Origin of the sequence: Janthinobacterium sp. SUN026 (genome assembly GCF_030397625.1) — a bacterium.
Classification (GTDB): domain Bacteria; phylum Pseudomonadota; class Gammaproteobacteria; order Burkholderiales; family Burkholderiaceae_D; genus Janthinobacterium; species Janthinobacterium kumbetense.
On the sequence record NZ_JAPQNU010000001.1, the window covers coordinates 1,366,427 to 1,386,197 of the forward strand.

General features: G+C 60.8%; 21 protein-coding genes and 1 tRNA gene. All 22 read left to right on the plus strand.

Features of this window, described 5'->3' with window-relative positions; translation table 11 throughout:
* The first annotated feature begins 218 nt into the window (after positions 1–218).
* Complete coding sequence (gene pnp / locus OX459_RS06220) at positions 219–2,336, plus strand: polyribonucleotide nucleotidyltransferase (RefSeq protein ID WP_071322777.1); 2,118 nt, start codon at positions 219–221, stop codon at positions 2,334–2,336.
* A gap of 226 nt (positions 2,337–2,562) precedes the next feature.
* Positions 2,563–3,258 (plus strand): hypothetical protein, encoded by a 696-nt coding sequence (locus OX459_RS06225; protein ID WP_289904219.1) that lies wholly within the window; start codon positions 2,563–2,565, stop codon positions 3,256–3,258.
* Between the two features lie 9 nt (positions 3,259–3,267).
* Entirely contained in the window at positions 3,268–3,564 is a 297-nt protein-coding gene (locus OX459_RS06230; protein ID WP_289904221.1) for a hypothetical protein, read from the plus strand.
* A gap of 121 nt (positions 3,565–3,685) precedes the next feature.
* On the plus strand, positions 3,686–5,638 hold the full coding sequence (locus tag OX459_RS06235) for a methyl-accepting chemotaxis protein (RefSeq protein ID WP_289904222.1): 1,953 nt from the start codon (positions 3,686–3,688) through the stop codon (positions 5,636–5,638).
* Between the two features lie 162 nt (positions 5,639–5,800).
* Positions 5,801–6,010: a hypothetical protein gene (locus tag OX459_RS06240; protein ID WP_077407080.1), complete on the plus strand. Its 210-nt coding sequence runs from the start codon at positions 5,801–5,803 to the stop codon at positions 6,008–6,010.
* 109 nt (positions 6,011–6,119) lie between these two features.
* The gene (locus OX459_RS06245; RefSeq protein ID WP_099388387.1) at positions 6,120–6,881 is read left to right on the plus strand and encodes a DUF2807 domain-containing protein; all 762 of its coding nucleotides are present in this window, start codon (positions 6,120–6,122) and stop codon (positions 6,879–6,881) included.
* A 64-nt stretch (positions 6,882–6,945) separates the two neighbouring features.
* A complete protein-coding gene (locus tag OX459_RS06250) occupies positions 6,946–7,554 on the plus strand; it encodes a tetratricopeptide repeat protein (protein ID WP_289904223.1) in 609 nt (202 codons plus the stop codon).
* A gap of 71 nt (positions 7,555–7,625) precedes the next feature.
* On the plus strand, positions 7,626–8,606 hold the full coding sequence (locus OX459_RS06255) for an NAD(P)H-quinone oxidoreductase (protein ID WP_289904225.1): 981 nt from the start codon (positions 7,626–7,628) through the stop codon (positions 8,604–8,606).
* A gap of 72 nt (positions 8,607–8,678) precedes the next feature.
* Entirely contained in the window at positions 8,679–9,428 is a 750-nt protein-coding gene (gene tpiA, locus OX459_RS06260; RefSeq protein WP_230520958.1) for a triose-phosphate isomerase, read from the plus strand.
* Positions 9,429–9,456: 28 nt separating this feature from the next.
* Positions 9,457–9,861 carry a preprotein translocase subunit SecG gene (secG, locus tag OX459_RS06265; RefSeq protein WP_034749996.1) on the plus strand — a complete coding sequence of 135 codons (405 nt, stop codon included), beginning with the start codon at positions 9,457–9,459 and terminating at the stop codon, positions 9,859–9,861.
* Between the two features lie 191 nt (positions 9,862–10,052).
* A tRNA-Leu gene (locus OX459_RS06270) sits at positions 10,053–10,137 on the plus strand.
* Between the two features lie 177 nt (positions 10,138–10,314).
* Positions 10,315–10,674, plus strand: a complete 360-nt coding sequence (locus OX459_RS06275) for an NADH-quinone oxidoreductase subunit A (RefSeq protein WP_010399734.1) — start codon at positions 10,315–10,317, stop codon at positions 10,672–10,674.
* A 3-nt stretch (positions 10,675–10,677) separates the two neighbouring features.
* On the plus strand, positions 10,678–11,154 hold the full coding sequence (locus OX459_RS06280) for an NADH-quinone oxidoreductase subunit B (protein ID WP_010399733.1): 477 nt from the start codon (positions 10,678–10,680) through the stop codon (positions 11,152–11,154).
* A gap of 17 nt (positions 11,155–11,171) precedes the next feature.
* Positions 11,172–11,765, plus strand: a complete 594-nt coding sequence (locus OX459_RS06285) for an NADH-quinone oxidoreductase subunit C (RefSeq protein ID WP_072452729.1) — start codon at positions 11,172–11,174, stop codon at positions 11,763–11,765.
* The gene (locus tag OX459_RS06290; protein WP_034749992.1) at positions 11,765–13,018 is read left to right on the plus strand and encodes an NADH-quinone oxidoreductase subunit D; all 1,254 of its coding nucleotides are present in this window, start codon (positions 11,765–11,767) and stop codon (positions 13,016–13,018) included. Before OX459_RS06285 ends, OX459_RS06290 begins: the two co-directional genes overlap by 1 nt.
* A gap of 12 nt (positions 13,019–13,030) precedes the next feature.
* The gene (gene nuoE, locus OX459_RS06295) at positions 13,031–13,510 is read left to right on the plus strand and encodes an NADH-quinone oxidoreductase subunit NuoE (RefSeq protein WP_034749989.1); all 480 of its coding nucleotides are present in this window, start codon (positions 13,031–13,033) and stop codon (positions 13,508–13,510) included.
* A complete protein-coding gene (gene nuoF / locus OX459_RS06300; RefSeq protein ID WP_010399729.1) occupies positions 13,507–14,802 on the plus strand; it encodes an NADH-quinone oxidoreductase subunit NuoF in 1,296 nt (431 codons plus the stop codon). The genes nuoE and nuoF overlap by 4 nt, the downstream gene beginning before the upstream one ends.
* A 22-nt stretch (positions 14,803–14,824) precedes the next feature.
* Positions 14,825–17,158, plus strand: coding sequence for an NADH-quinone oxidoreductase subunit NuoG (gene nuoG / locus OX459_RS06305; RefSeq protein ID WP_289904227.1), 2,334 nt, complete (start codon positions 14,825–14,827; stop codon positions 17,156–17,158).
* Entirely contained in the window at positions 17,158–18,240 is a 1,083-nt protein-coding gene (gene nuoH / locus OX459_RS06310; protein WP_071076363.1) for an NADH-quinone oxidoreductase subunit NuoH, read from the plus strand. Before nuoG ends, nuoH begins: the two co-directional genes overlap by 1 nt.
* Positions 18,241–18,254: 14 nt before the next feature.
* Entirely contained in the window at positions 18,255–18,743 is a 489-nt protein-coding gene (gene nuoI / locus OX459_RS06315) for an NADH-quinone oxidoreductase subunit NuoI (RefSeq protein WP_010399726.1), read from the plus strand.
* A 66-nt stretch (positions 18,744–18,809) separates the two neighbouring features.
* The gene (locus tag OX459_RS06320) at positions 18,810–19,442 is read left to right on the plus strand and encodes an NADH-quinone oxidoreductase subunit J (protein ID WP_034779507.1); all 633 of its coding nucleotides are present in this window, start codon (positions 18,810–18,812) and stop codon (positions 19,440–19,442) included.
* On the plus strand, positions 19,439–19,747 hold the full coding sequence (nuoK, locus tag OX459_RS06325; RefSeq protein WP_010399724.1) for an NADH-quinone oxidoreductase subunit NuoK: 309 nt from the start codon (positions 19,439–19,441) through the stop codon (positions 19,745–19,747). Before OX459_RS06320 ends, nuoK begins: the two co-directional genes overlap by 4 nt.
* Positions 19,748–19,771: the final 24 nt, after the last annotated feature.

Consider the following 19,771-nt stretch of genomic DNA (forward strand, 5'->3'; position numbering starts at 1 on the left):
GGTTTATACAGAAATGCCTGCGCCAGTTCGCTGACGCGGGCATTTTGTCATTTGAATTCCGGATTTATGTCGAGAAGTACAGTATTCTCTACCGATATCATGTTTTAAAAGTAAAGTAGCAAAGGTGGCAACAAGTAAAGGCAGCATTTTTACGCCGCCTGTGGTGAGGTGAACGACAGCCCCTGAAAATCTGTCGGCAATTAGAAAAGGGATACCCCATGTTTAACAAAGTTACGAAAACCTTCCAGTACGGTCAACACCAAGTGACCCTGGAAACCGGCGAAATCGCACGTCAGGCATCCGGCGCAGTGCTGGTGTCGATCGAAGATACCGTCGTTCTGGCAACGGTGGTGGCACGCAAAGATGCCAAGCCAGGCCAGGATTTCTTCCCTTTGACGGTTGATTATGTCGAGAAAACCTATGCTGCCGGTAAAATCCCGGGCGGTTTTTTCAAGCGCGAAGGCCGTCCTTCCGAAAAAGAAACACTGACATCCCGTTTGATCGACCGTCCTATCCGTCCGCTGTTCCCGGAAGGTTACCTGAATGAAGTGCAAGTCATCATTCACGTGCTGTCGGTCAACCCTGAAATCGATCCGGACATCGCCGCCATGATCGGCGCTTCGGCTGCCCTGTGCGTATCGGGCGTGCCTTTCAACGGTCCTATCGGCGCCGCGCGCGTCGGTTACGCCAATGGCCAGTACATCCTGAACCCGACCGTCCAGCAGCTGAAAACGTCGGAAATGGACCTGGTTGTCGCCGGTACCGAAACGGCCGTGCTGATGGTCGAATCGGAAGCGAAACAGCTGTCCGAAGAAATCATGCTGGGCGCGGTGGTCTTCGGCCACGACCAGATGAAAGTCGTCATCGACGCGATTCACGACCTGGTGCGTGATGGCGGCAAGCCGGAAGTGGAATGGGCGCCTGCACCGAAAAACGAAGCACTGATCGCCCGCGTCGCGCATTTCGCCAACGCCAAGATCAATGACGCGTATCAAACCAAGGACAAGCAAGAGCGTACGGCCAAGCTGAAAGCGGCGACGTCGGAAGTGATCGCCGACCTGTCGGCCGAAGCGGCTGCCGCCGGCGGCGCATCTATCGACAGCGCTGAAGTCAACAACATCCTGTTCGACATCGAAGCGAAAATCGTGCGTACGCAAATCCTGGACGGCGAGCCACGCATCGACGGCCGCGACACGCGCACCGTGCGTCCGATCTCGATCCGCACCAGCGTGCTGCCACGCACCCACGGTTCGGCCCTGTTCACGCGCGGCGAAACGCAAGCGCTGGTCGTGGCCACCCTGGGCACCGCCCGCGACAGCCAGAAGATCGATGCGCTGATGGGCGAGTTCACGGATTCGTTCATGCTGCATTACAACATGCCTCCGTTCGCCACCGGCGAAACGGGCCGTGTCGGTACGCCAAAACGCCGCGAAATCGGCCACGGCCGCCTGGCCAAGCGCGCGCTGATCGCCGCCCTGCCAGCAGCTGAAGAGTTCAGCTACTCGGTGCGCCTGGTATCGGAAATCACGGAATCGAACGGTTCCTCGTCGATGGCATCGGTGTGCGGCGGCTGCCTGGCACTGATGGACGCCGGCGTGCCGATGAAAGAACACGTGGCCGGTATCGCCATGGGCCTGATCAAGGAAGGCGGCAAGTTTGCCGTGCTGTCCGACATCCTGGGCGACGAAGATCACCTGGGCGACATGGACTTCAAGGTAGCCGGTACCCGCAACGGTATCACGGCGCTGCAGATGGACATCAAGATCATGGGCATCACCAAGGAAATCATGCAAGTGGCACTGGCGCAAGCCAAGGAAGGCCGCGAGCACATTCTGGGCGAAATGCAAAAAGCCATGCCGCACGTCAAAACCGAACTGTCCGATTTCGCACCGCGTTTGATCACGATCAAGATCAACCCGGAAAAAATCCGTGACGTGATCGGCAAGGGCGGCGCCGTGATCCGCGCGCTGACCGAAGAGACGGGCACCCAGATCGACATCAGCGACGAAGGCGTGGTCACCATCGCCTCCGTCGACGCGCAAGCCGGCCAGGAAGCCAAGCGCCGCATCGAAGAACTGACCGCTTCCGTCGAAGTGGGCAAGACCTACGAAGGCACCGTGCTGAAACTGCTGGACTTCGGCGCCATCGTGCAAGTCATGCCAGGCAAGGACGGCTTGCTGCACATCTCGCAGATCGCCAACGAGCGTGTCAACGCCGTGGCCGACTACCTGAAAGAAGGCCAGCTGGTGCGCGTCAAAGTGCTGGAAACGGACGACCGCGGCCGTTTGAAACTGTCGATGAAAGCTGCCGAAGGCAACGAAGCGCCAGCCGCTTAATGTCCTTCAGGTTCGCCTGAGTGCGGCTTCGGCCGCATGCTCAAAAACCGCCGGCGCGCAAGCCCTGGCGGTTTTTTTATGCGTCGCGTTTGCGCTGTATCGAAGGCGTGTGCCGCGTTGCCCGCCTGTCTGCACCGGCCTTGATCCAGCGCGTATCGGCCGCCGCTGCTCTCTGTAGATTCGGCATGGGATCTTCCCCTGAACGAGTCTTCCAAGGAGATGCAGCATGCGCACATTCTGCGGGCTGGCCGCCGCCTTTCTGCTTGCCTTCGCGCCCGGTGTCCGGGCGCAGCTGGACAGCGCACCGACGCCGGTGCCGTTGCCCATCCCTATCGCCGCCGCATCCGCGGCCATGCCGGTGCAAGACCTCGACGCCTTGCGCGCCGTGCATGCGCGCGAAATCAATGACCTCAGCACCTTCAGGACGGCGGGCTTGCAGCGCGAAGCCATCGATCCCTACCTGGACAGCGCGCCGGGCCAGCAATTCCTGCGCGAACTGCGCGCCGCCGATCCTGCCGCCCCGGCCGAGACGATTTACGCGCGCGCGGTCGAGCAGCTCGCCTCTGGCAGCACCTTGCCCGATGTGCAAGCCATGTCGGCCGCGCTGGTGAAGATCGTGCCGCATGGCCAGAATGTGTCGCCGTACTCGCCGTATTTCACCACCAGCGCGCAATTGCAGCTGGCTTCGGGCCAGTGCGCCAGCCTGGCCGACTGTTTCGGCTTGCCCTTGAAGAGCGAGGCGCCGCTGTATGATGTGTATCAGGTCATGCCCAAGGGTACCGTCAGCGTGTTCGTCAGCCAGGTGGCGCCGACGGAAGAGCTGGGCGGGCTGGTGCGGCGCCGTGGCGGGGCGCAGCAGTATTTGCTGCCGAACCGCAGCCTGTGGTCGGCCCCCGTGCTGATCGGCACGATCAAGAATTGAGGAGAGATGATGGATCAACCGCGCCTGCAAGCCCATGCCGCCGAACTGGAACAGTTGCTGGCGCGCCTGGCGCCCGCCGATGGGGAAGTGGCCGACCTGCGCAGCGCGCTGGAGCCGCTGCTGGCCCTGGCGGGCAGCGGCGCCTTGACGGCGCCCCTGCCGTGGGGCGACATCCCCGGCGGGCGTTATTTCACGGAAGGCGGCTTGCGCCGTTACCCCGAGCTGGAGCAGGCATTCGCCCGTTTCCGCATCGAGGCGACGGGTGGCGAATCGCCGGCCCTGCGCAAGCTGCGCGGCGAGATCTGATTAATATATGGTATCAATTGTTGTTTATGGGTAATTGACTGTCAGTATTGCTTGACGACAAAATCTTATTCCCTGACCATGGCGCATCCCTCCCGATTTTCTCTTTTTTATTGGATGCACCATGTTGTCCTCCCTTAAGGCGCGGCTGATCGCCATCGCCGTTTCCATCGTCGTGCTGGCCATGCTGGCCGTCGCCATCGCCAACTTCTTCACTACCCGCTCCAGCACCCTGGCCGCGCTCGACACGCAGATGCTGCAGTTGTCGCACAGCCATGCCGCGGCCATCGCCGAATGGCTGCGTTCCAAGCAGGCCGTCGTGGGCTCGCTTAAGCAGGGCGCCACGGCGGCCGATCCGCTGCCGGCCCTGAAGGCGGCCGAGCAGGCCGGTACCTTTGACATGGCGTATATCGGCTTTGCCGACAAGCACGCCGTCTTTTCGCAGGAGCGCAAGCGCGCCGCCGACTACGATCCCACGGCGCGGCCCTGGTACAAGCTGGCGTCCGAAGTGGGCGGCCCCATCATCACGGCGCCCTACATCGGGGCCAGCACGGGCAAGCTGGTGGTGACGTTTGCCGAGCCGCTGGGCGGCAAGGGCAGCGTGACGGGCGTGATGGCGGCCGACGTGATGATGGATGCGGTGGTGCAAAACGTCGCCTCGATCAAGCCGACGGCGTCCAGCTATGCCTTCCTCGTCGATGGCGGCGGCAAGATCATCGCCCACCCGGACGGCAAGCTGACCCTGAAGCCGCTGGCCGAGCTGGATCCGGGCCTCAGTGCGCAGGCGCTGGCCGATATTGAAAAGAGCGGTGACGGCGCCGCCATTCGCCTGGGCGAACGCAATGGCATCTTGCATGTGAGTAAGGTGCCGGGCAGCGACTGGCTGCTGGCGACCGTGCTCGACCGCGCAGAAGCGACGCAAGCCTTGAGCTCCATGCTGCGTGCCTCGGCCCTGACGGCCTTGCTGGTACTGGCCCTGGCCGCCACGGTGTTGAGCGTGCTGGTGGCGCGCGCCTTGCGCCGCCTGGGCCTGGTGCGCGATGCGATGGAAGCGATCGCCACGGGCGACGGCGACCTGACCAGCCGCCTCGACGCGGAAGGCACGGACGAGCTGGCGCAGATCGCCAAGGCGTTCAACTTGTTCGTCGAAAAGATCGCCACCGTGCTGGTGCAGATCCGCAGCATCAGCACCCTGGTGCGCAGCGAATCGGCCGATATCGCCGCAGGTAATGCCGACCTGTCCTCGCGCACGGAAGCGCAGGCGGGCGCGCTGGAAGAAACGGCCAGTTCGATGGATGAGCTGACGTCGACCGTCAAGCAGAATGCGGAAAACGCGCATGCGGCCAATGAGCTGGCCGTGTCCGCCTCGGAAGTGGCGGCCAAGGGCGGCCGCGTGGTGCAGCAAGTAGTCGGCACCATGGCCGGCATCCAGGAAAGCTCGCGCAAGATCGTCGACATCATCGGCGTGATCGACGGCATCGCCTTCCAGACGAATATCCTGGCCCTGAACGCGGCCGTCGAGGCGGCGCGCGCTGGCGAGCAGGGCAGGGGCTTTGCCGTGGTGGCGTCCGAAGTGCGCAACCTGGCGCAGCGGTCTGCCGGCGCGGCGAAGGAAATCAAGGAATTGATCGGCGATTCGGTGGAAAAAGTCGATGCGGGCGGCCGCCTCGTCGATGAGGCGGGCCAGACCATGGACCAGGTGGTGGCGTCGGTGCAGCAATTGACGACCATCATGAGCGAAATCACGGTGGCCAGCCGCGAACAGAGCGCCGGCATCGGCGAAATCAATACGGCCGTCACGCACATGGATACCATGACGCAGCAAAACGCGGCCCTCGTCGAGCAAGCCGCCGCTGCCGCGGAAAGCCTGCAGGAGCAGGCCGTGGACCTGGCGCAAGCCGTCGGCATGTTCCGCCTCGGCGATGCGGGTCCTGCCGCGGCCCCTGCGCCCGTGACCCGCCTCAAGGCGAAGCCGGCCGTTCGTGCTCCCGCGCCGCGCGCGCCAGCCCGCGTGCTGTCGCCGGCCAAGCCCGTCAAGGCGGCCAAGTCCGGCGCCGACGAGTGGGAAGAGTTTTAAGCGTACAGCAATCGCGACGCTTATTTGGCACGTTCATCCGCGTTTTTGTCAGGCCAGCCTGCCAAAAGCGCAGTTCGTCGCAATCGGCGTGTCTGCCGGGGGCGGTATGGCTATAGTGACACCATACCGCAAGCCCACTGCCAGACACCCGAGGAGATTCAAATGAACGTCGCTAAAAACATGGAAGTCATCGCCGTTGCCGCCGCCATCCTGCTCGGCGCCAGCTGCTACGCCATCGCCCCGGCCGCTCCGGCCCTGCAAGTGGCCAGTTCCACGGTCACCCTGGCCGCGCCAGCGAACAAGGCGGCCATGCAAGTGGTGGTGGTCAAGGCCAAGCGCTTGACCGCCTTGGAAAAAGCCCGTTTTGCATAATTGATTGTCAGCAATTTTTGCTGCTGCTACAGTGGCAGCCAGCGGCAATGCGCGCGAGTCCCACGAGGGCGCCGCGACACATAAAAACAAGATACCGAGGATGCACTACATGAAAAAGACACTGCAATTGGCGCTGCTGTTCCTGGCGACTCTGGGCCTGGTGCGCGGCGCGGCCGCCGAGACCCGCTTGCTGGAAATGCGCAACATCGACGCCCGCGTGGTGCGCGTCAAGCTCGATGGCGTGATGGAAGTGCGCATTCGCCAGGGCAACGTGCCTTCGCTGAGCATCACGGCCGACAAGCGCTACATCGCCGACGTCAGCACGGCGCAAAGCGGCGACACCCTGCACATCGAAACGGAAGTGCGCGGCTTCAAGATCGGCCCTTCGTCGATCCGCGCCGACCTGGTCTTGCCGAATTTGCGCGAGCTGAGCTCGGAAGGCTTCGGCAGCACGGACATCACGGGTTTCAAGGGTGAGGAACTGACCCTGTCGCTGGAAGGGGCGGGCAGCATCAAGCTGGTGGGCGACTACCGCAAGCTCAATGCCAGCCTGGGCGGCGTGGGCAGCATGCAGATATGGATCGGTAACAATGAGCGGGCCGAGCTGGACTTGCAGGGTGCGGGCTCGGTCGTGCTGGGCGGACGCGGACGACTCTTGAAAGCCAGCCTGGGCGGCCTGGGCAGCCTGAATGCGCAGCAATTCGAAGCGGACGCCGTGAACCTGGAATTGAGCGGCCTCGGCAACGCCACGGTGAATGCCCATACGAATGCCAAGCTGAACTTGAGCGGGCTCGGTTCGGTGGTGGTGTACGGCAAGCCGGTCAACCGCGATGTCAGCGTCGAGGGCCTGGGCAAAGTTAGCTGGAAGTAAAAGCATCCTGCCGCAGGCCGTATTGGCAGGACAAGAATAAGTAGTCAGACCACATCCCATTCCGATGAAAAAACTGATCATTACATTACTCATGCTGTTGACGATACAGCTACCCGCGCGGGCTGGCTTCGCCGAAGGCGCCAGTGCCTACAACAACAAGAATTACGCCTTGGCCTACAAGGAAATATTGCCCCTTGCCAAGACCGGCAGCGCCGATGCCCAGCACTTGCTGGGCTTGATGTATTACATGGGGCGGGGCTTGCCGCAGGATTACAAGCAAGCCATGTTCTGGCACCGCAAGGCGGCCGAGCAGGGCAAGGCCGACGCCCAGTATGTGGTGGGCGCCATGTATTACACGGGCAACGCCGTGCTGCAGGATCATAAACAGGCCGTGGGCTGGTTCCGCAAGGCGGCCGAGCAGAATCATGCCGAGGCGCAGCAGGTGCTGGGCCTGATGTACCGCTACCACATGGGCGGCGTGCAGCAAGACAACGTCATCGCCTACATGCTGTGGAATCTGGCGGCCGCGAACGGCAACGCGAATGCGGCCGACCAGCGCTCCGCCGTGGTGCGCAAGATGACGCATGAGCAAGTCGAAGAGGGGCAAGCCCTGTCGGCGAAATGGAAGCCGGGCACGCCCTTGCCGCGCCAGTCGAAAACGGGCGCCGGTTAAGACGGGGCGGTGGTCTGCAGGGGAGGGCGGCTTGGCGTACAATCGCCGTTTTCCCTTGAGAGAGTCCCGCCATGCGTGCAGTTGCCATCAGCCAGCCAGGTCCCGCCGACGTTTTGCAGATCGCGGAACGTCCCATGCCGCAATATAAGGCGGGCGAACTGCTGATCAAGGTGCACGCGGCCGGCATCAACCGCCCTGACGTGCTGCAGCGCCTGGGCAAGTACGCGCCGCCCGCCGGCGCGTCCGACTTGCCGGGCCTGGAAGTGGCGGGCGAAATCGTCGATGGCGACTTCACTAACACCGGATTCAGGAAGGGCGACCTGGTCTGCGCGCTGGTGCAGGGCGGCGGCTATGCCGAATACTGCGCCGCCCCAAGTGGCCAGTGCCTGCCCTTGCCGCAAGGCTTGACGGCGCTGGAAGGCGCGTCCCTGCCGGAAAATTTCTTTACCGTCTGGAGCAATGTCTTCGACCGCTGCGCGCTGGCCGATGGTGAAACGTTACTGGTGCAGGGCGGCACGTCCGGCATCGGCGTGACGGCCATCCAGCTGGCGGCCGCCCTGGGGCATCGCGTGTTCGCCACGGCGGGCAGCGACGAGAAGGCGCGCGCCTGCGAGGCGCTGGGCGCCGAACGGGGCATCAATTACCGCACGGAAGATTTTGTCGCCGTCGTCAAGGAATTGACTGGTGGCAAAGGCGTCGACGTCATCCTCGACATGGTGGGCGGCGACTACTTGCCGCGCGAAATCGATTGCCTGGCCGACGATGGCCGCATCGGCCTGATCGCCGTGCAGGGCGGCACCAAGGCGGAACTGGACCTGGGTAGCTTGCTGCGCCGCCGCCTGACGGTGACGGGTTCCACCCTGCGCCCCCGTTCCGTCGCCTTCAAGGCGGCCATCGCCAGCCATTTGCGCGCGACGGTCTGGCCGCTGATCGAGGCGGGCAAGATCAAGCCCGTGATCTATCAAACTTTCCCGTTGGAAAAAGCCAACGAGGCGCATGCCTTGATGGAGGCGAGCACGCACGTGGGCAAGATCATGTTGCAAGTTGCCTGAAACGGGGCACTGCCTGTTTGACCGGCATCGGTGCCGGAGTTAGAATGACGGGTTATTAGAATTTAGGCTACTATGCGTCGCAAACTCGTCGTCGGAAATTGGAAAATGAACGGCAGTCGCACCTCGAACGCGGTGTTATTGTCTGAAATAGTTGCTGGCCTGGCTGCCTCTGGCGCCGCCAGCGCCGTCTGTGTGCCTGCGCCGTATCTGGCGCAGTGCCAGGCGCAATTGGCAGGCACGGCTCTGGGCTGGGGCGCGCAGGATGTGTCCGCGCACGCCAGCGGCGCCTACACGGGAGAAATCTCGACCGCCATGCTGCAGGATTTCGGCTGCGGCTATGTGGTGATCGGGCATTCCGAGCGCCGCGCCTACCATGGCGAGAGCGATGCGCAGGTGGCGGCCAAGACGGTTGCGGCGCTGGCGGCGGGCATCACGCCCATCGTCTGCATCGGCGAAACCCTGGCGCAGCGCGAAGCGGGCCAGACCAATGCCGTGGTGGCGCAGCAACTGGGCGCCGTGCTGGCGGCGATTTCCGCCGACGACGTGGCGAAACTGGTGCTGGCCTATGAGCCAGTCTGGGCCATCGGCACGGGCAAGACCGCCACGCCGCAAATGGCGCAGGACGTGCATCAGGTATTGCGCGCCCAGCTGGTGGCAAAGAATGCGGTAGCGGCCGCCGGCGTGCAAATCCTGTACGGCGGCAGCATGAAGCCGGAGAACGCGAAAGAATTGATGGCGATGCCGGATATCGATGGCGGTCTGATCGGTGGAGCAGCATTGAAGGCGGCGGATTTCCTGGCGATTATTCACGCCGCTGATTGAATTACTTTAAACTAAGAATGGAATTGCAATGAACATGATGTTCAATCTGGTAGTGGTAGTACAGGTTATTTCGGCATTGTCGATTATCGCGCTGGTGTTGTTGCAGCACGGTAAGGGTGCCGACATGGGTGCCGCCTTCGGTTCGGGCGCCTCGGGCAGCCTGTTTGGTGCGACGGGTTCGTCGAACTTCATGTCGAAATCGACGGGCGTTGCCGCCGCGATCTTCTTCGGCGCCACCCTGGCCCTGTCGCTGATGGCGAATCAACGCGCCACCACGGTCGGCGGCGGCGTAATGGATAAGGTCGTCAAGCCAGTGCCGGTCACCGGCGCGGGCGCGATCCCGACGACGGTGCCAGCAGCAGCTCCGGCTGCCAGCGCTCCGGCAGCGGCGGCTCCGGTTGCCAGCACCCCGGCCGGCGCGATTCCGAAGTAATTCTGTATCAGCTCGATACCTCATCGAGAGTAATTCTCATTACGGGCAGATTATTGCTCAATGTTTTAGCAGTGCGGCAGGAAAAAATCGTGGCGCGCTGGAAGATGTAAAAATTTATCGTTTTTATCTGTGTTTTGATGCATTTGTGCATTAACTTTAGCGGCAAAGCAGAGTAGAATACGGGCCTTACCGCCGACGTGGTGAAATTGGTAGACACGCTATCTTGAGGGGGTAGTGGCGAAAGCTGTACGAGTTCGAGTCTCGTCGTCGGCACCAGAAATCAGAAGCCAGCAACGGCGCACGAGCCATGGCTCGTACAAAGTTGCTGGCTTTTTTTACGAGGATGTGTCGTTCGATCCTGGTCTTAGCTTTGATTGGGGTCGTGCGTTAGATACGCTGCAAATGATCGCAGCGTCCTCATTTAACCGATCGTTCAATATAAGCTCATCAATCGTGAACCTCGAAAATTACTTCCCCGTCCTGCTGTTCATTATTATCGGCCTTGGTGTCGGTATCGCTCCCCAGCTCCTGGGGCGCCTGTTAGGCCCTAACAAGCCCGACGCAGCAAAACTCTCCCCGTACGAATGTGGCTTTGAAGCATTCGAAGACGCGCGCATGAAATTTGATGTGCGCTACTATCTGGTCGCAATCCTGTTTATTTTGTTCGATCTGGAAACGGCATTCTTTTTCCCATGGGGCGTTGCAATGCGCGACCTGGGCTGGGCCGGTTTCGTCACGATGATGGTGTTCATCGCTGAATTCGTGGTCGGATTTTGGTACATTTGGAAGAAAGGTGCCCTTGACTGGGAATAAGCCATGGCTATTGAAGGCGTATTAAGCGAAGGTTTCATCACCACCTCGGCCGACAAGCTGATCAACTGGGCGCGCACCGGGTCTATGTTCCCGATGACGTTCGGTCTGGCCTGCTGTGCGGTCGAAATGATGCATGTGGGCGCAGCCCGCTACGATATGGACCGTTTCGGCGTCGTGTTTCGTCCGTCGCCGCGTCAGTCCGACGTCATGATCGTTGCCGGCACCCTGTGCAACAAGATGGCGCCGGCCCTGCGCAAGGTCTACGACCAGATGGCAGAGCCACGCTGGGTCATCTCGATGGGTTCCTGCGCCAATGGCGGCGGGTACTACCATTACTCCTATTCCGTGGTGCGCGGTTGCGACCGCATCGTGCCCGTCGACGTGTATGTGCCTGGCTGTCCTCCGACCGCTGAAGCCTTGCTGTACGGCATCATGCAGTTGCAGAACAAGATCAAGCGTACCAGCACGATCGCACGCTAACGGGGCCGCTTCAGATTATGACAACACATTTAGAAGTATTGCAAAACGCCCTCGGCACTGCCCTGGGCGATCGCGTTAGCACGACGGTTGCACTGGGCGAAGTCACCCTGGTCGTCAAGGCCGAGGATTACCTGGCCGTGATGCAGACCCTGCGCGACGATCCGGCCCTGCATTTCGAGCAGCTGCTCGACCTGTGCGGCGTCGACTACTCGACCTATGGCGACGGTAGCTGGGATGGCCTGCGTTTCGCGGCCGTCTCGCACTTGCTGTCGGTCAAGCACAACTGGCGCGTGCGCGTGCGCGTGTTCGCGCCGGACGACGACATGCCGCTGCTGCCCTCCGTGGTCGGCATCTGGCGCGCCGTCAACTGGTACGAGCGCGAAGCATTCGACCTGCTGGGCATCCTCTTCGAAGGCCACAACGACTTGCGCCGCCTGCTGACCGACTACGGTTTCATCGGCCATCCGTTCCGCAAGGATTTCCCCGTCTCCGGCTATGTCGAGATGCGCTACGATCCGGAACAAAAGCGCGTGATTTACCAGCCCGTGACGATCGAGCCGCGGGAAAACGTGCCGCGCGTGATCCGCGAAGAACATTACGGGATGAAATAATGGCTGAGATTAAGAACTACACCCTGAACTTTGGGCCGCAGCATCCGGCCGCGCACGGTGTGCTGCGCCTGGTGCTGGAGATGGATGGCGAAGTCATCCAGCGCGCCGACCCGCATATCGGCCTGCTGCACCGCGCCACCGAAAAGCTGGCCGAACAGAAGACCTACCTGCAATCCGTGCCGTACATGGACCGTCTCGACTATGTGTCGATGATGTGCAATGAACATGCGTACGTGATGGCCATCGAAAAGATGCTGGGCCTGGAAGTGCCGCTGCGCGCGCAATACATCCGCGTCATGTTCGACGAGATGACGCGTATCCTGAATCACCTGATGTGGCTCGGCACCCACGCGCTGGACGTCGGCGCCATGGGCCCGTTCCTGTATTGCTTCCGCGACCGCGAAGACTTGTTCGACGCCTACGAGGCGGTATCGGGCGCGCGCATGCACGCGGCCTACTACCGTCCGGGCGGCGTATACCGCGATTTGCCGGATGCGATGCCGCAGCACAAGGCGTCGATCATCCGCAACGCCAAGGCCATCGGCAAGCTGAACGAAAACCGCCAGGGTTCCCTGCTGGACTTCATCGAAGACTTCGCGCGCCGTTTCCCGAACTCCGTGGACGAGTACGAAACCTTGCTGACCGACAACCGTATCTGGAAACAGCGTACCGTCGGCATCGGCGTGGTCTCGCCGGAAGATGCGCTGGCCATGGGCTTCACGGGCGCCATGCTGCGCGGCTCGGGCGTGCAGTGGGACTTGCGCAAGAAACAGCCGTACGAAGTGTACGACTTGATGGATTTCGACATTCCTATCGGCACCAACGGCGATTGCTACGACCGCTACCTGGTCCGCGTGGAAGAGCTGCGCCAGTCGAACCGCATCATCAAGCAATGCGTGGAGTGGCTGCGCAACAATGAAGGTCCTGTCATGACCAGCAACCGCAAGGTGGCGCCTCCGGGCCGCGTCGACATGAAGACCAACATGGAATCGCTGATTCACCACTTCAAGCTGTTCACGGAAGGTTTCCACGTGCCGCCAGGCGAGGCCTACAGCGCCGTGGAACATCCGAAGGGCGAGTTCGGCGTGTACCTGGTGTCCGATGGCGCCAACAAGCCGTACCGCATGAAACTGCGCGCGCCAGACTACGCCCACTTGCAGTCGCTCGACGAGATGGCGCGTGGGCACATGCTTGCCGACGCCGTGACCATCATCGGGACGCAAGATATCGTGTTCGGCAGTATTGACCGCTAAGAGGCAAAAAGTATGTTGTTATCAGAGCAATGCTATAAGAAAATTGACCGCGAGCTGGCCAAGTACCCGGCCGACCAGCGTCAGTCGGCCGTCATGGCCGCGCTGGCCCATGCCCAGGATGAACTGGGCTGGCTGGCGCCGGAAACCATGAAGGAACTGGCCGATTACATCGGCATGCCGGCGATTGCCGTGCAGGAAGTGGCCACGTTCTACAATATGTATAACGTGAAACCCGTGGGCAAGCACAAGATCACCGTGTGCACCAACCTGCCATGCGCCCTGTCGGGCGGCGTGCGCGCTGCAGACTACCTGAAGCAGAAACTGGGCATCGATTTCCGCGAAACCACCGCAGACGGCCAGTTCACCCTGGTTGAAGGCGAGTGCATGGGTGCTTGCGGCGACGCGCCTGTCTTGCTGGTCAGTAATAAAACCATGTGCAGCTGGATGTCGAACGAGAAGATCGACGCCATGCTGGAGGAACTCAAGAAATGACGTCACTCCACAACCGCCATATCGATCCATTGATCCTGAAGGATCTGGATGGCAAGAACTGGCATTTGCAAGATTATGTGAACCGCGGCGGCTATAGCGCCCTGCGGCGTATCCTGGAAGAGAAAATCACGCCGGAACAGATCATCGCCGACCTCAAGGCTTCGTCCTTGCGCGGCCGTGGCGGCGCGGGTTTCCCTACCGGCTTGAAGTGGAGCTTCATGCCGCGCCAGTTCCCGGGTCAAAAATACCTCGTCTGCAATACAGATGAAGGCGAACCGGGCACTTTCAAGGACCGCGACATCATTCGTTACAATCCCCATGCGCTGATCGAAGGCATGGCCATTGGCGCTTATGCGATGGGCATCACCGTCGGTTATAACTATATCCACGGTGAAATCTTCCAGGAATACCTGCGTTTCGAAGAAGCGCTGGAAGAGGCGCGCGCCGCCGGTTTCCTGGGCGACAAGATCATGGGCAGCGAGTTCTCGTTCCAGTTGCATGCGCACCATGGTTATGGCGCCTACATCTGCGGCGAAGAAACGGCACTGCTGGAGTCGCTGGAAGGCAAGAAAGGCCAGCCGCGCTTCAAGCCGCCTTTCCCAGCCTCGTTTGGCCTGTACGGCAAGCCGACGACGATCAACAACACGGAAACCTTCGCGGCCGTGCCTTTCGTGCTGAACATTGGTCCAGAGAAATATCTGGCCATGGGCAAGCCGAACAACGGCGGTTCGAAGATCTTCTCGATCTCGGGCGACGTGGAAAAACCGGGCAACTACGAAGTGCCGCTCGGCACCCCGTTTGCGACCCTGCTGGAACTGGCAGGCGGCATGCGCGGTGGCAAAAAGATCAAGGCCGTGATCCCTGGCGGTTCGTCCGCTCCGGTGATCCGCGGCGACATCATGATGCAGACCGACCTGGACTATGACTCGATCGCGAAAGCCGGTTCGATGTTGGGTTCGGGCGCCGTCATCGTGATGGACGAAACACGCTGCATGGTAAAGGCGCTGGAACGCCTGTCCTACTTCTACTTTGAAGAATCGTGCGGCCAGTGTACGCCTTGCCGTGAAGGCACAGGCTGGATGTACCGCATGGTGCACCGCATCGAGCAGGGGCAGGGTCGTCCAGACGACCTGGACATGCTCAACTCGATCGCCGACAACATCCAGGGCCGCACCATTTGCGCGCTGGGCGATGCGGCTGCCATGCCGGTACGGGCCTTCATTAAGAATTTCCGTGAAGAATTTGAATATCATATCGAGCACAAGCATTGCTTAGTGCCCGCATATATCTAAGCTGCGTCAGGTAACGATCACCATGGTTGAAATCGAAATAGACGGCAAAAAAGTCGAAGTCCCTGCTGGTAGCATGGTGATGGACGCCGCCAACAAATTGGGAACCTACATTCCGCACTTCTGCTATCACAAGAAATTGTCGATCGCAGCGAACTGCCGCATGTGCCTGGTCGAAGTGGAAAAGGCGCCCAAGCCTTTGCCCGCTTGTGCGACCCCGGTCAGTGCCGGCATGATCGTGCGCTCCGCCAGCGATAAAGCTGTGCAGGCGCAAAAGTCGGTCATGGAATTCTTGCTGATTAACCACCCGCTCGATTGCCCTATCTGCGATCAGGGCGGCGAATGCCAGTTGCAAGACTTGGCAGTGGGCTACGGCAAGAGCGAATCGCGCTACAAGGAAGACAAGCGCGTCGTGCAGCCGAAGGAAGCCGGTCCGCTGGTGTCCATGCAGGAAATGTCGCGCTGCATCCAGTGCACCCGTTGTGTACGCTTTGGCCAGGAAGTGGCCGGCGTGATGGAACTGGGCATGATCGGCCGCGGCGAACACTCGGAAATCGTGTCCTTCGTGGGCCAGACGGTCGACTCCGAACTGTCGGGCAACATGATCGACCTGTGCCCGGTCGGCGCACTGACCTCGAAGCCGTTCCGCTACAGCGCCCGTACGTGGGAACTGTCGCGCCGCAAATCGGTCAGCCCGCATGACGGCCTGGGCGCGAACCTGATCGTGCAAGTGAAAGCTGGCAAGGTCAAGCGCGTATTGCCGCTGGAAAACGAAGCCGTCAACGAGTGCTGGATCTCGGACAAGGACCGTTTCTCGTACGAAGCGCTGGACAGCGCCGAACGCCTGACGTCCCCGATGCTGAAACAAGGCAACGAGTGGAAAGAAGTCGATTGGCAAACGGCGCTGGAATACGTGGCGCACGGTTTGAAAAATATCAAGCACGAGCATGGCGCCGACGCCATCGCCGCGCTGGCCACGCCGCATTCGACGGTCGAAGAGCTGGTCCTGCTGCAAAAAGTGGCCCACGGTCTCGGTTCCGAGCACGTCGACTTCCGCCTGCGCCAGACCGACTTCGCGCTCGACGCGTCCGTCAAACCTTGGCTGGGCATGCCGATCAACGAATTTGGCCAGATCAAGCGCGCCTTCGTCATCGGCTCGTTCCTGCGCAAGGATCACCCGCTGCTGGCCACGCGTTTGCGCGCGTCCGTCAAGGGCGGCGCCAAGCTGTCGATCCTGCACGCGTCCGACGATGATCAATTGATCACCATCGCCAACAAGATGATCGTCGCGCCAAGCGATTGGCTGGCGGCCTTGTCGGAAGTGGTCGTTGCTGTTGCTAAAACGAAAGAAATCGCCGCGCCAGCCGGTTTCGAAGCGGTGAGCGCTTCGGACGTGGCCGTCGCGATTGCCGCCAGCCTGATGGCCGGCGACAACGGCGCCGTGCTGCTGGGTAATGCGGCAACGCAACACCCGCAAGCGTCGCAACTGCATGCTGCCGCGCAATGGATCGCCGAACAGACGGGCGCCAAGCTCGGTTACCTGACGGAAGCGGCCAACACGGTTGGCGCGCACCTGGTCGCCAAGCCGCGCGCCAATGTGCAAGCAGCGTTTGCCGTACCGAAGAAAGCCTACGTGCTGCTGCACGCCGAGCCGGAACTCGATGCCGCCAATCCACAAGCGGCCCGCGCCGCCCTGGATGGCGCCGACATGGTCGTGGCCATGTCCGCATTCAAGCACGGCATGGATTACGCCGACGTCTTGCTGCCGATCGCCCCGTTCGCTGAAACCTCGGGCACCTTCGTCAATTGTGAAGGCCGCGCGCAAAGCTTCAACGGCACCGTGAAACCGCTGGCCGATACCCGTCCAGCCTGGAAAGTGCTGCGCGTCCTGGGCAACATCCTGGGCCTGGCCGGTTTCGACTACGACACGTCCGAAGCGATCCGCGACGAAGCGTTTGGTGCCGGCGTGACCGATTTGTCGGCACAGCTGAACAACATCGCCAAGAACGCCCCAGAAGCGGCCTCGTATGCACCGGCTTCACCAAAGCTGCAACGCATCGCCGACGTGCCGATCTACTTCGCCGACGCGCTGGTACGCCGCTCCGAACCGCTGCTGCGCACGGTCGATGGCGCCGCGCCGCAAGCGCACCTGTCCCTGGCGCTGGCTGACAAGCTGGGCATCAAGGCGGGCGACAAGGTCAAAGTGGCGCAAGGCTCCGGCAGCGCCATCCTGGTGGCGGCAATCCATGCCGGCCTGCCAGCCAATGTGGTGAAAGTGTCGGCGGCGCATGCCTCGACGGCTAGCCTGGGCGGCATGTTCGGTGACATCACAGTTGAAACAGCAGAGGGGAAAATCTGATGGCTCTGCCTGAATTTGTAAACGTCATCAATAGCAGCGGCCAGGATTTGCTGGGCGGCTCCTGGCCGTTCTTCTGGACCCTGATCAAGATCCTGTGCGTGCTGCTGCCGCTGATGGGCCTGGTTGCCTACCTGACCTTGTGGGAACGCAAGCTGATCGGCTGGATCCAGATCCGCGTCGGCCCGAACCGCGTGGGTCCTTTGGGCTTGCTGCAACCGATCGCCGATGCGCTGAAACTCTTGTTCAAAGAGATCATCATCCCGTCCAAGGCCGCCAAGGGCCTGTTCGTGATCGGCCCGATCATGACCATCATGCCGGCCCTGGCTGCCTGGTCGGTCGTGCCGTTCGGCCCGCAAGCCGTACTGGCCAACGTCAACGCAGGCTTGCTGATGCTGCTGGCGATTACCTCGATGGAAGTCTACGGCATCATCATCGCCGGCTGGGCCTCGAACTCGAAGTACTCGTTCATGGGCGCCATGCGCGCTTCGGCACAGATGATTTCGTATGAAATCCCGATGGGCTTCGTGATGGTCATCGTGCTGATGGTCTCGGGCAGCCTGAACTTCATCGACATCGTCGGCGGCCAGCAAATCGGCTTCTTCGCCGACAAGGGCGTGAACTTCCTGTCGTGGAACTGGCTGCCGCTGCTGCCGATGTTCGTCATCTACCTGGTGTCGGGCCTGGCTGAAGCCAACCGTCACCCGTTCGACGTCGTCGAAGGCGAATCGGAAATTGTGGCCGGCCACATGGTCGAGTACTCGGGCATGGCCTACGCCATGTTCATGCTGGCCGAATACGCCAACATGATCCTGATCGGCGCCCTGGCTTCGATCATGTTCCTCGGTGGCTGGTCCGCACCATTTGCTTTCCTTGAGTTCTGGGGTGGTTTCGGCGGCTTCTTCTGGTTGTTCGCCAAGACCTTCTTCATCGTGTCGGTGTTCATCTGGGTACGCGGTACTTTCCCACGCTACCGTTATGACCAGATCATGCGCCTCGGCTGGAAAGTGTTTATCCCGTTGACGCTGGTCTACCTGGTCTTCGTCGCTGCCTGGATGCAGACATCCTGGAATATTTGGAAGTAAGAGAGTGCATACGAATGGATAAGGTAAAAGATTTCTTCAGCAGCCTCTTGTTAGGCGAGCTGATCAAGGGCATGGCGTTGACAGGCAAGTACATGTTTTCGCGCAAGATCACGGTGCAATTCCCGGAAGAGAAGACACCGATCTCGCCGCGTTTCCGTGGCTTGCACGCGCTGCGCCGCTACCCGAACGGCGAGGAACGTTGCATCGCCTGCAAACTGTGCGAAGCGGTTTGCCCGGCGATGGCCATCACGATCGAATCGGAACAGCGTGACGACGGCTCGCGCCGCACCACGCGTTACGATATTGACTTGACCAAGTGCATCTTCTGCGGTTTCTGCGAAGAGTCCTGCCCGGTCGATTCGATCGTCGAGACGCAAATCCTGGAATACCACGGCGAGAAACGCGGGGATTTGTATTACACGAAAGAGATGTTGCTGGCCGTAGGTGATCGTTATGAAAATGACATCGCCGCTGCGCGCGCCGCCGACGCACCTTATCGCTGATGGATGCGCCGCAGCTGACCAGCTGCGGCGCGCCCCTCGTTCATCTGTACGTCTATTGGGTTTTTTATGGACTTTAAAACAATTTTGTTTTACGCCTTCGCGCTGATCTTGATTCTGGCAGCGACGCGCGTCATCACGGCCCGTAATCCGGTCCACGCAGTACTGTTCCTGGTACTGTCCTTCTTTTCCGCAGCGGGCATCTGGATGCTGCTGCAAGCTGAATTCCTGGCCATCGTGCTGGTATTGGTGTATGTCGGCGCCGTGATGGTGCTGTTCCTCTTCGTGGTCATGATGCTCGATATCAATATCGACCGCATGCGCGAAGGTTTCTGGGGCTATCTGCCTTTGTCGGTGACGGTGGGCGTGATCATCGTGCTGGAAATGGCCGCTGTCCTGTGGCACGGTTTCCGCAACTTTGCGCCTAGCATCGCTCCGGTGAACGTCAACCTGGGCGGCACCAAGGAACTGGGCCTGCTGATCTACACGAAATATGTGTTCGCCTTCGAAATCGCCGCCGTCGTGCTGCTGGTGGCCATCGTTGCCGCGGTCGCACTGACTTTGCGCAAACGCAAGGACACCAAGCATTTTGCTCCAGGCGATGCGGTACGCGTCAAGCGCAACGACCGCCTGAAGATCATCAAGATGGACGCGGTTGTCGAGCGTCCTGCGGCTGAGCCGGAAGTTAAGGAGGCACCATGACATTATCGCTCACACATTTTCTGGTCCTGGGCGCGATCCTGTTCGCAATCTCGATCGTCGGTATTTTCCTGAACCGCAAGAACATCATCGTATTGCTGATGGCAATCGAATTGATGCTGCTGGCGGTGAATATGAATTTCATCGCGTTCTCCCATTTCATGGGCGACGCGGCCGGTCAGATCTTCGTTTTCTTCATCCTGACGGTTGCCGCCGCTGAGTCGGCTATCGGTCTGGCTATTCTGGTGGTGATGTTCCGTAATCTGGATACCATCAACGTCGAAGACCTGGACAGCCTCAAAGGCTGATGTTTTTCAGACTCGATCTCTCGA

Bases quoted from the DNA above. Each gene is read 5' to 3' on its own strand.
- OX459_RS06280 (WP_010399733.1), top strand. From the start codon at position 10,678: ATGGCTATTGAAGGCGTATTAAGCGAAGGTTTCATCACCACCTCGGCC.
- OX459_RS06245 (WP_099388387.1), top strand. From the start codon at position 6,120: ATGAAAAAGACACTGCAATTGGCGCTGCTGTTCCTGGCGACTCTGGGC.
- OX459_RS06320 (WP_034779507.1), top strand. From the start codon at position 18,810: ATGGACTTTAAAACAATTTTGTTTTACGCCTTCGCGCTGATCTTGATT.
- secG (WP_034749996.1), top strand. From the start codon at position 9,457: ATGAACATGATGTTCAATCTGGTAGTGGTAGTACAGGTTATTTCGGCA.
- nuoH (WP_071076363.1), top strand. From the start codon at position 17,158: ATGGCTCTGCCTGAATTTGTAAACGTCATCAATAGCAGCGGCCAGGAT.
- OX459_RS06255 (WP_289904225.1), top strand. From the start codon at position 7,626: ATGCGTGCAGTTGCCATCAGCCAGCCAGGTCCCGCCGACGTTTTGCAG.
- nuoE (WP_034749989.1), top strand. From the start codon at position 13,031: ATGTTGTTATCAGAGCAATGCTATAAGAAAATTGACCGCGAGCTGGCC.
- nuoG (WP_289904227.1), top strand. From the start codon at position 14,825: ATGGTTGAAATCGAAATAGACGGCAAAAAAGTCGAAGTCCCTGCTGGT.
- OX459_RS06230 (WP_289904221.1), top strand. From the start codon at position 3,268: ATGGATCAACCGCGCCTGCAAGCCCATGCCGCCGAACTGGAACAGTTG.
- tpiA (WP_230520958.1), top strand. From the start codon at position 8,679: ATGCGTCGCAAACTCGTCGTCGGAAATTGGAAAATGAACGGCAGTCGC.
- OX459_RS06290 (WP_034749992.1), top strand. From the start codon at position 11,765: ATGGCTGAGATTAAGAACTACACCCTGAACTTTGGGCCGCAGCATCCG.
- nuoF (WP_010399729.1), top strand. From the start codon at position 13,507: ATGACGTCACTCCACAACCGCCATATCGATCCATTGATCCTGAAGGAT.
- OX459_RS06250 (WP_289904223.1), top strand. From the start codon at position 6,946: ATGAAAAAACTGATCATTACATTACTCATGCTGTTGACGATACAGCTA.
- OX459_RS06240 (WP_077407080.1), top strand. From the start codon at position 5,801: ATGAACGTCGCTAAAAACATGGAAGTCATCGCCGTTGCCGCCGCCATC.
- nuoK (WP_010399724.1), top strand. From the start codon at position 19,439: ATGACATTATCGCTCACACATTTTCTGGTCCTGGGCGCGATCCTGTTC.
- nuoI (WP_010399726.1), top strand. From the start codon at position 18,255: ATGGATAAGGTAAAAGATTTCTTCAGCAGCCTCTTGTTAGGCGAGCTG.
- OX459_RS06285 (WP_072452729.1), top strand. From the start codon at position 11,172: ATGACAACACATTTAGAAGTATTGCAAAACGCCCTCGGCACTGCCCTG.
- OX459_RS06235 (WP_289904222.1), top strand. From the start codon at position 3,686: ATGTTGTCCTCCCTTAAGGCGCGGCTGATCGCCATCGCCGTTTCCATC.
- OX459_RS06225 (WP_289904219.1), top strand. From the start codon at position 2,563: ATGCGCACATTCTGCGGGCTGGCCGCCGCCTTTCTGCTTGCCTTCGCG.
- pnp (WP_071322777.1), top strand. From the start codon at position 219: ATGTTTAACAAAGTTACGAAAACCTTCCAGTACGGTCAACACCAAGTG.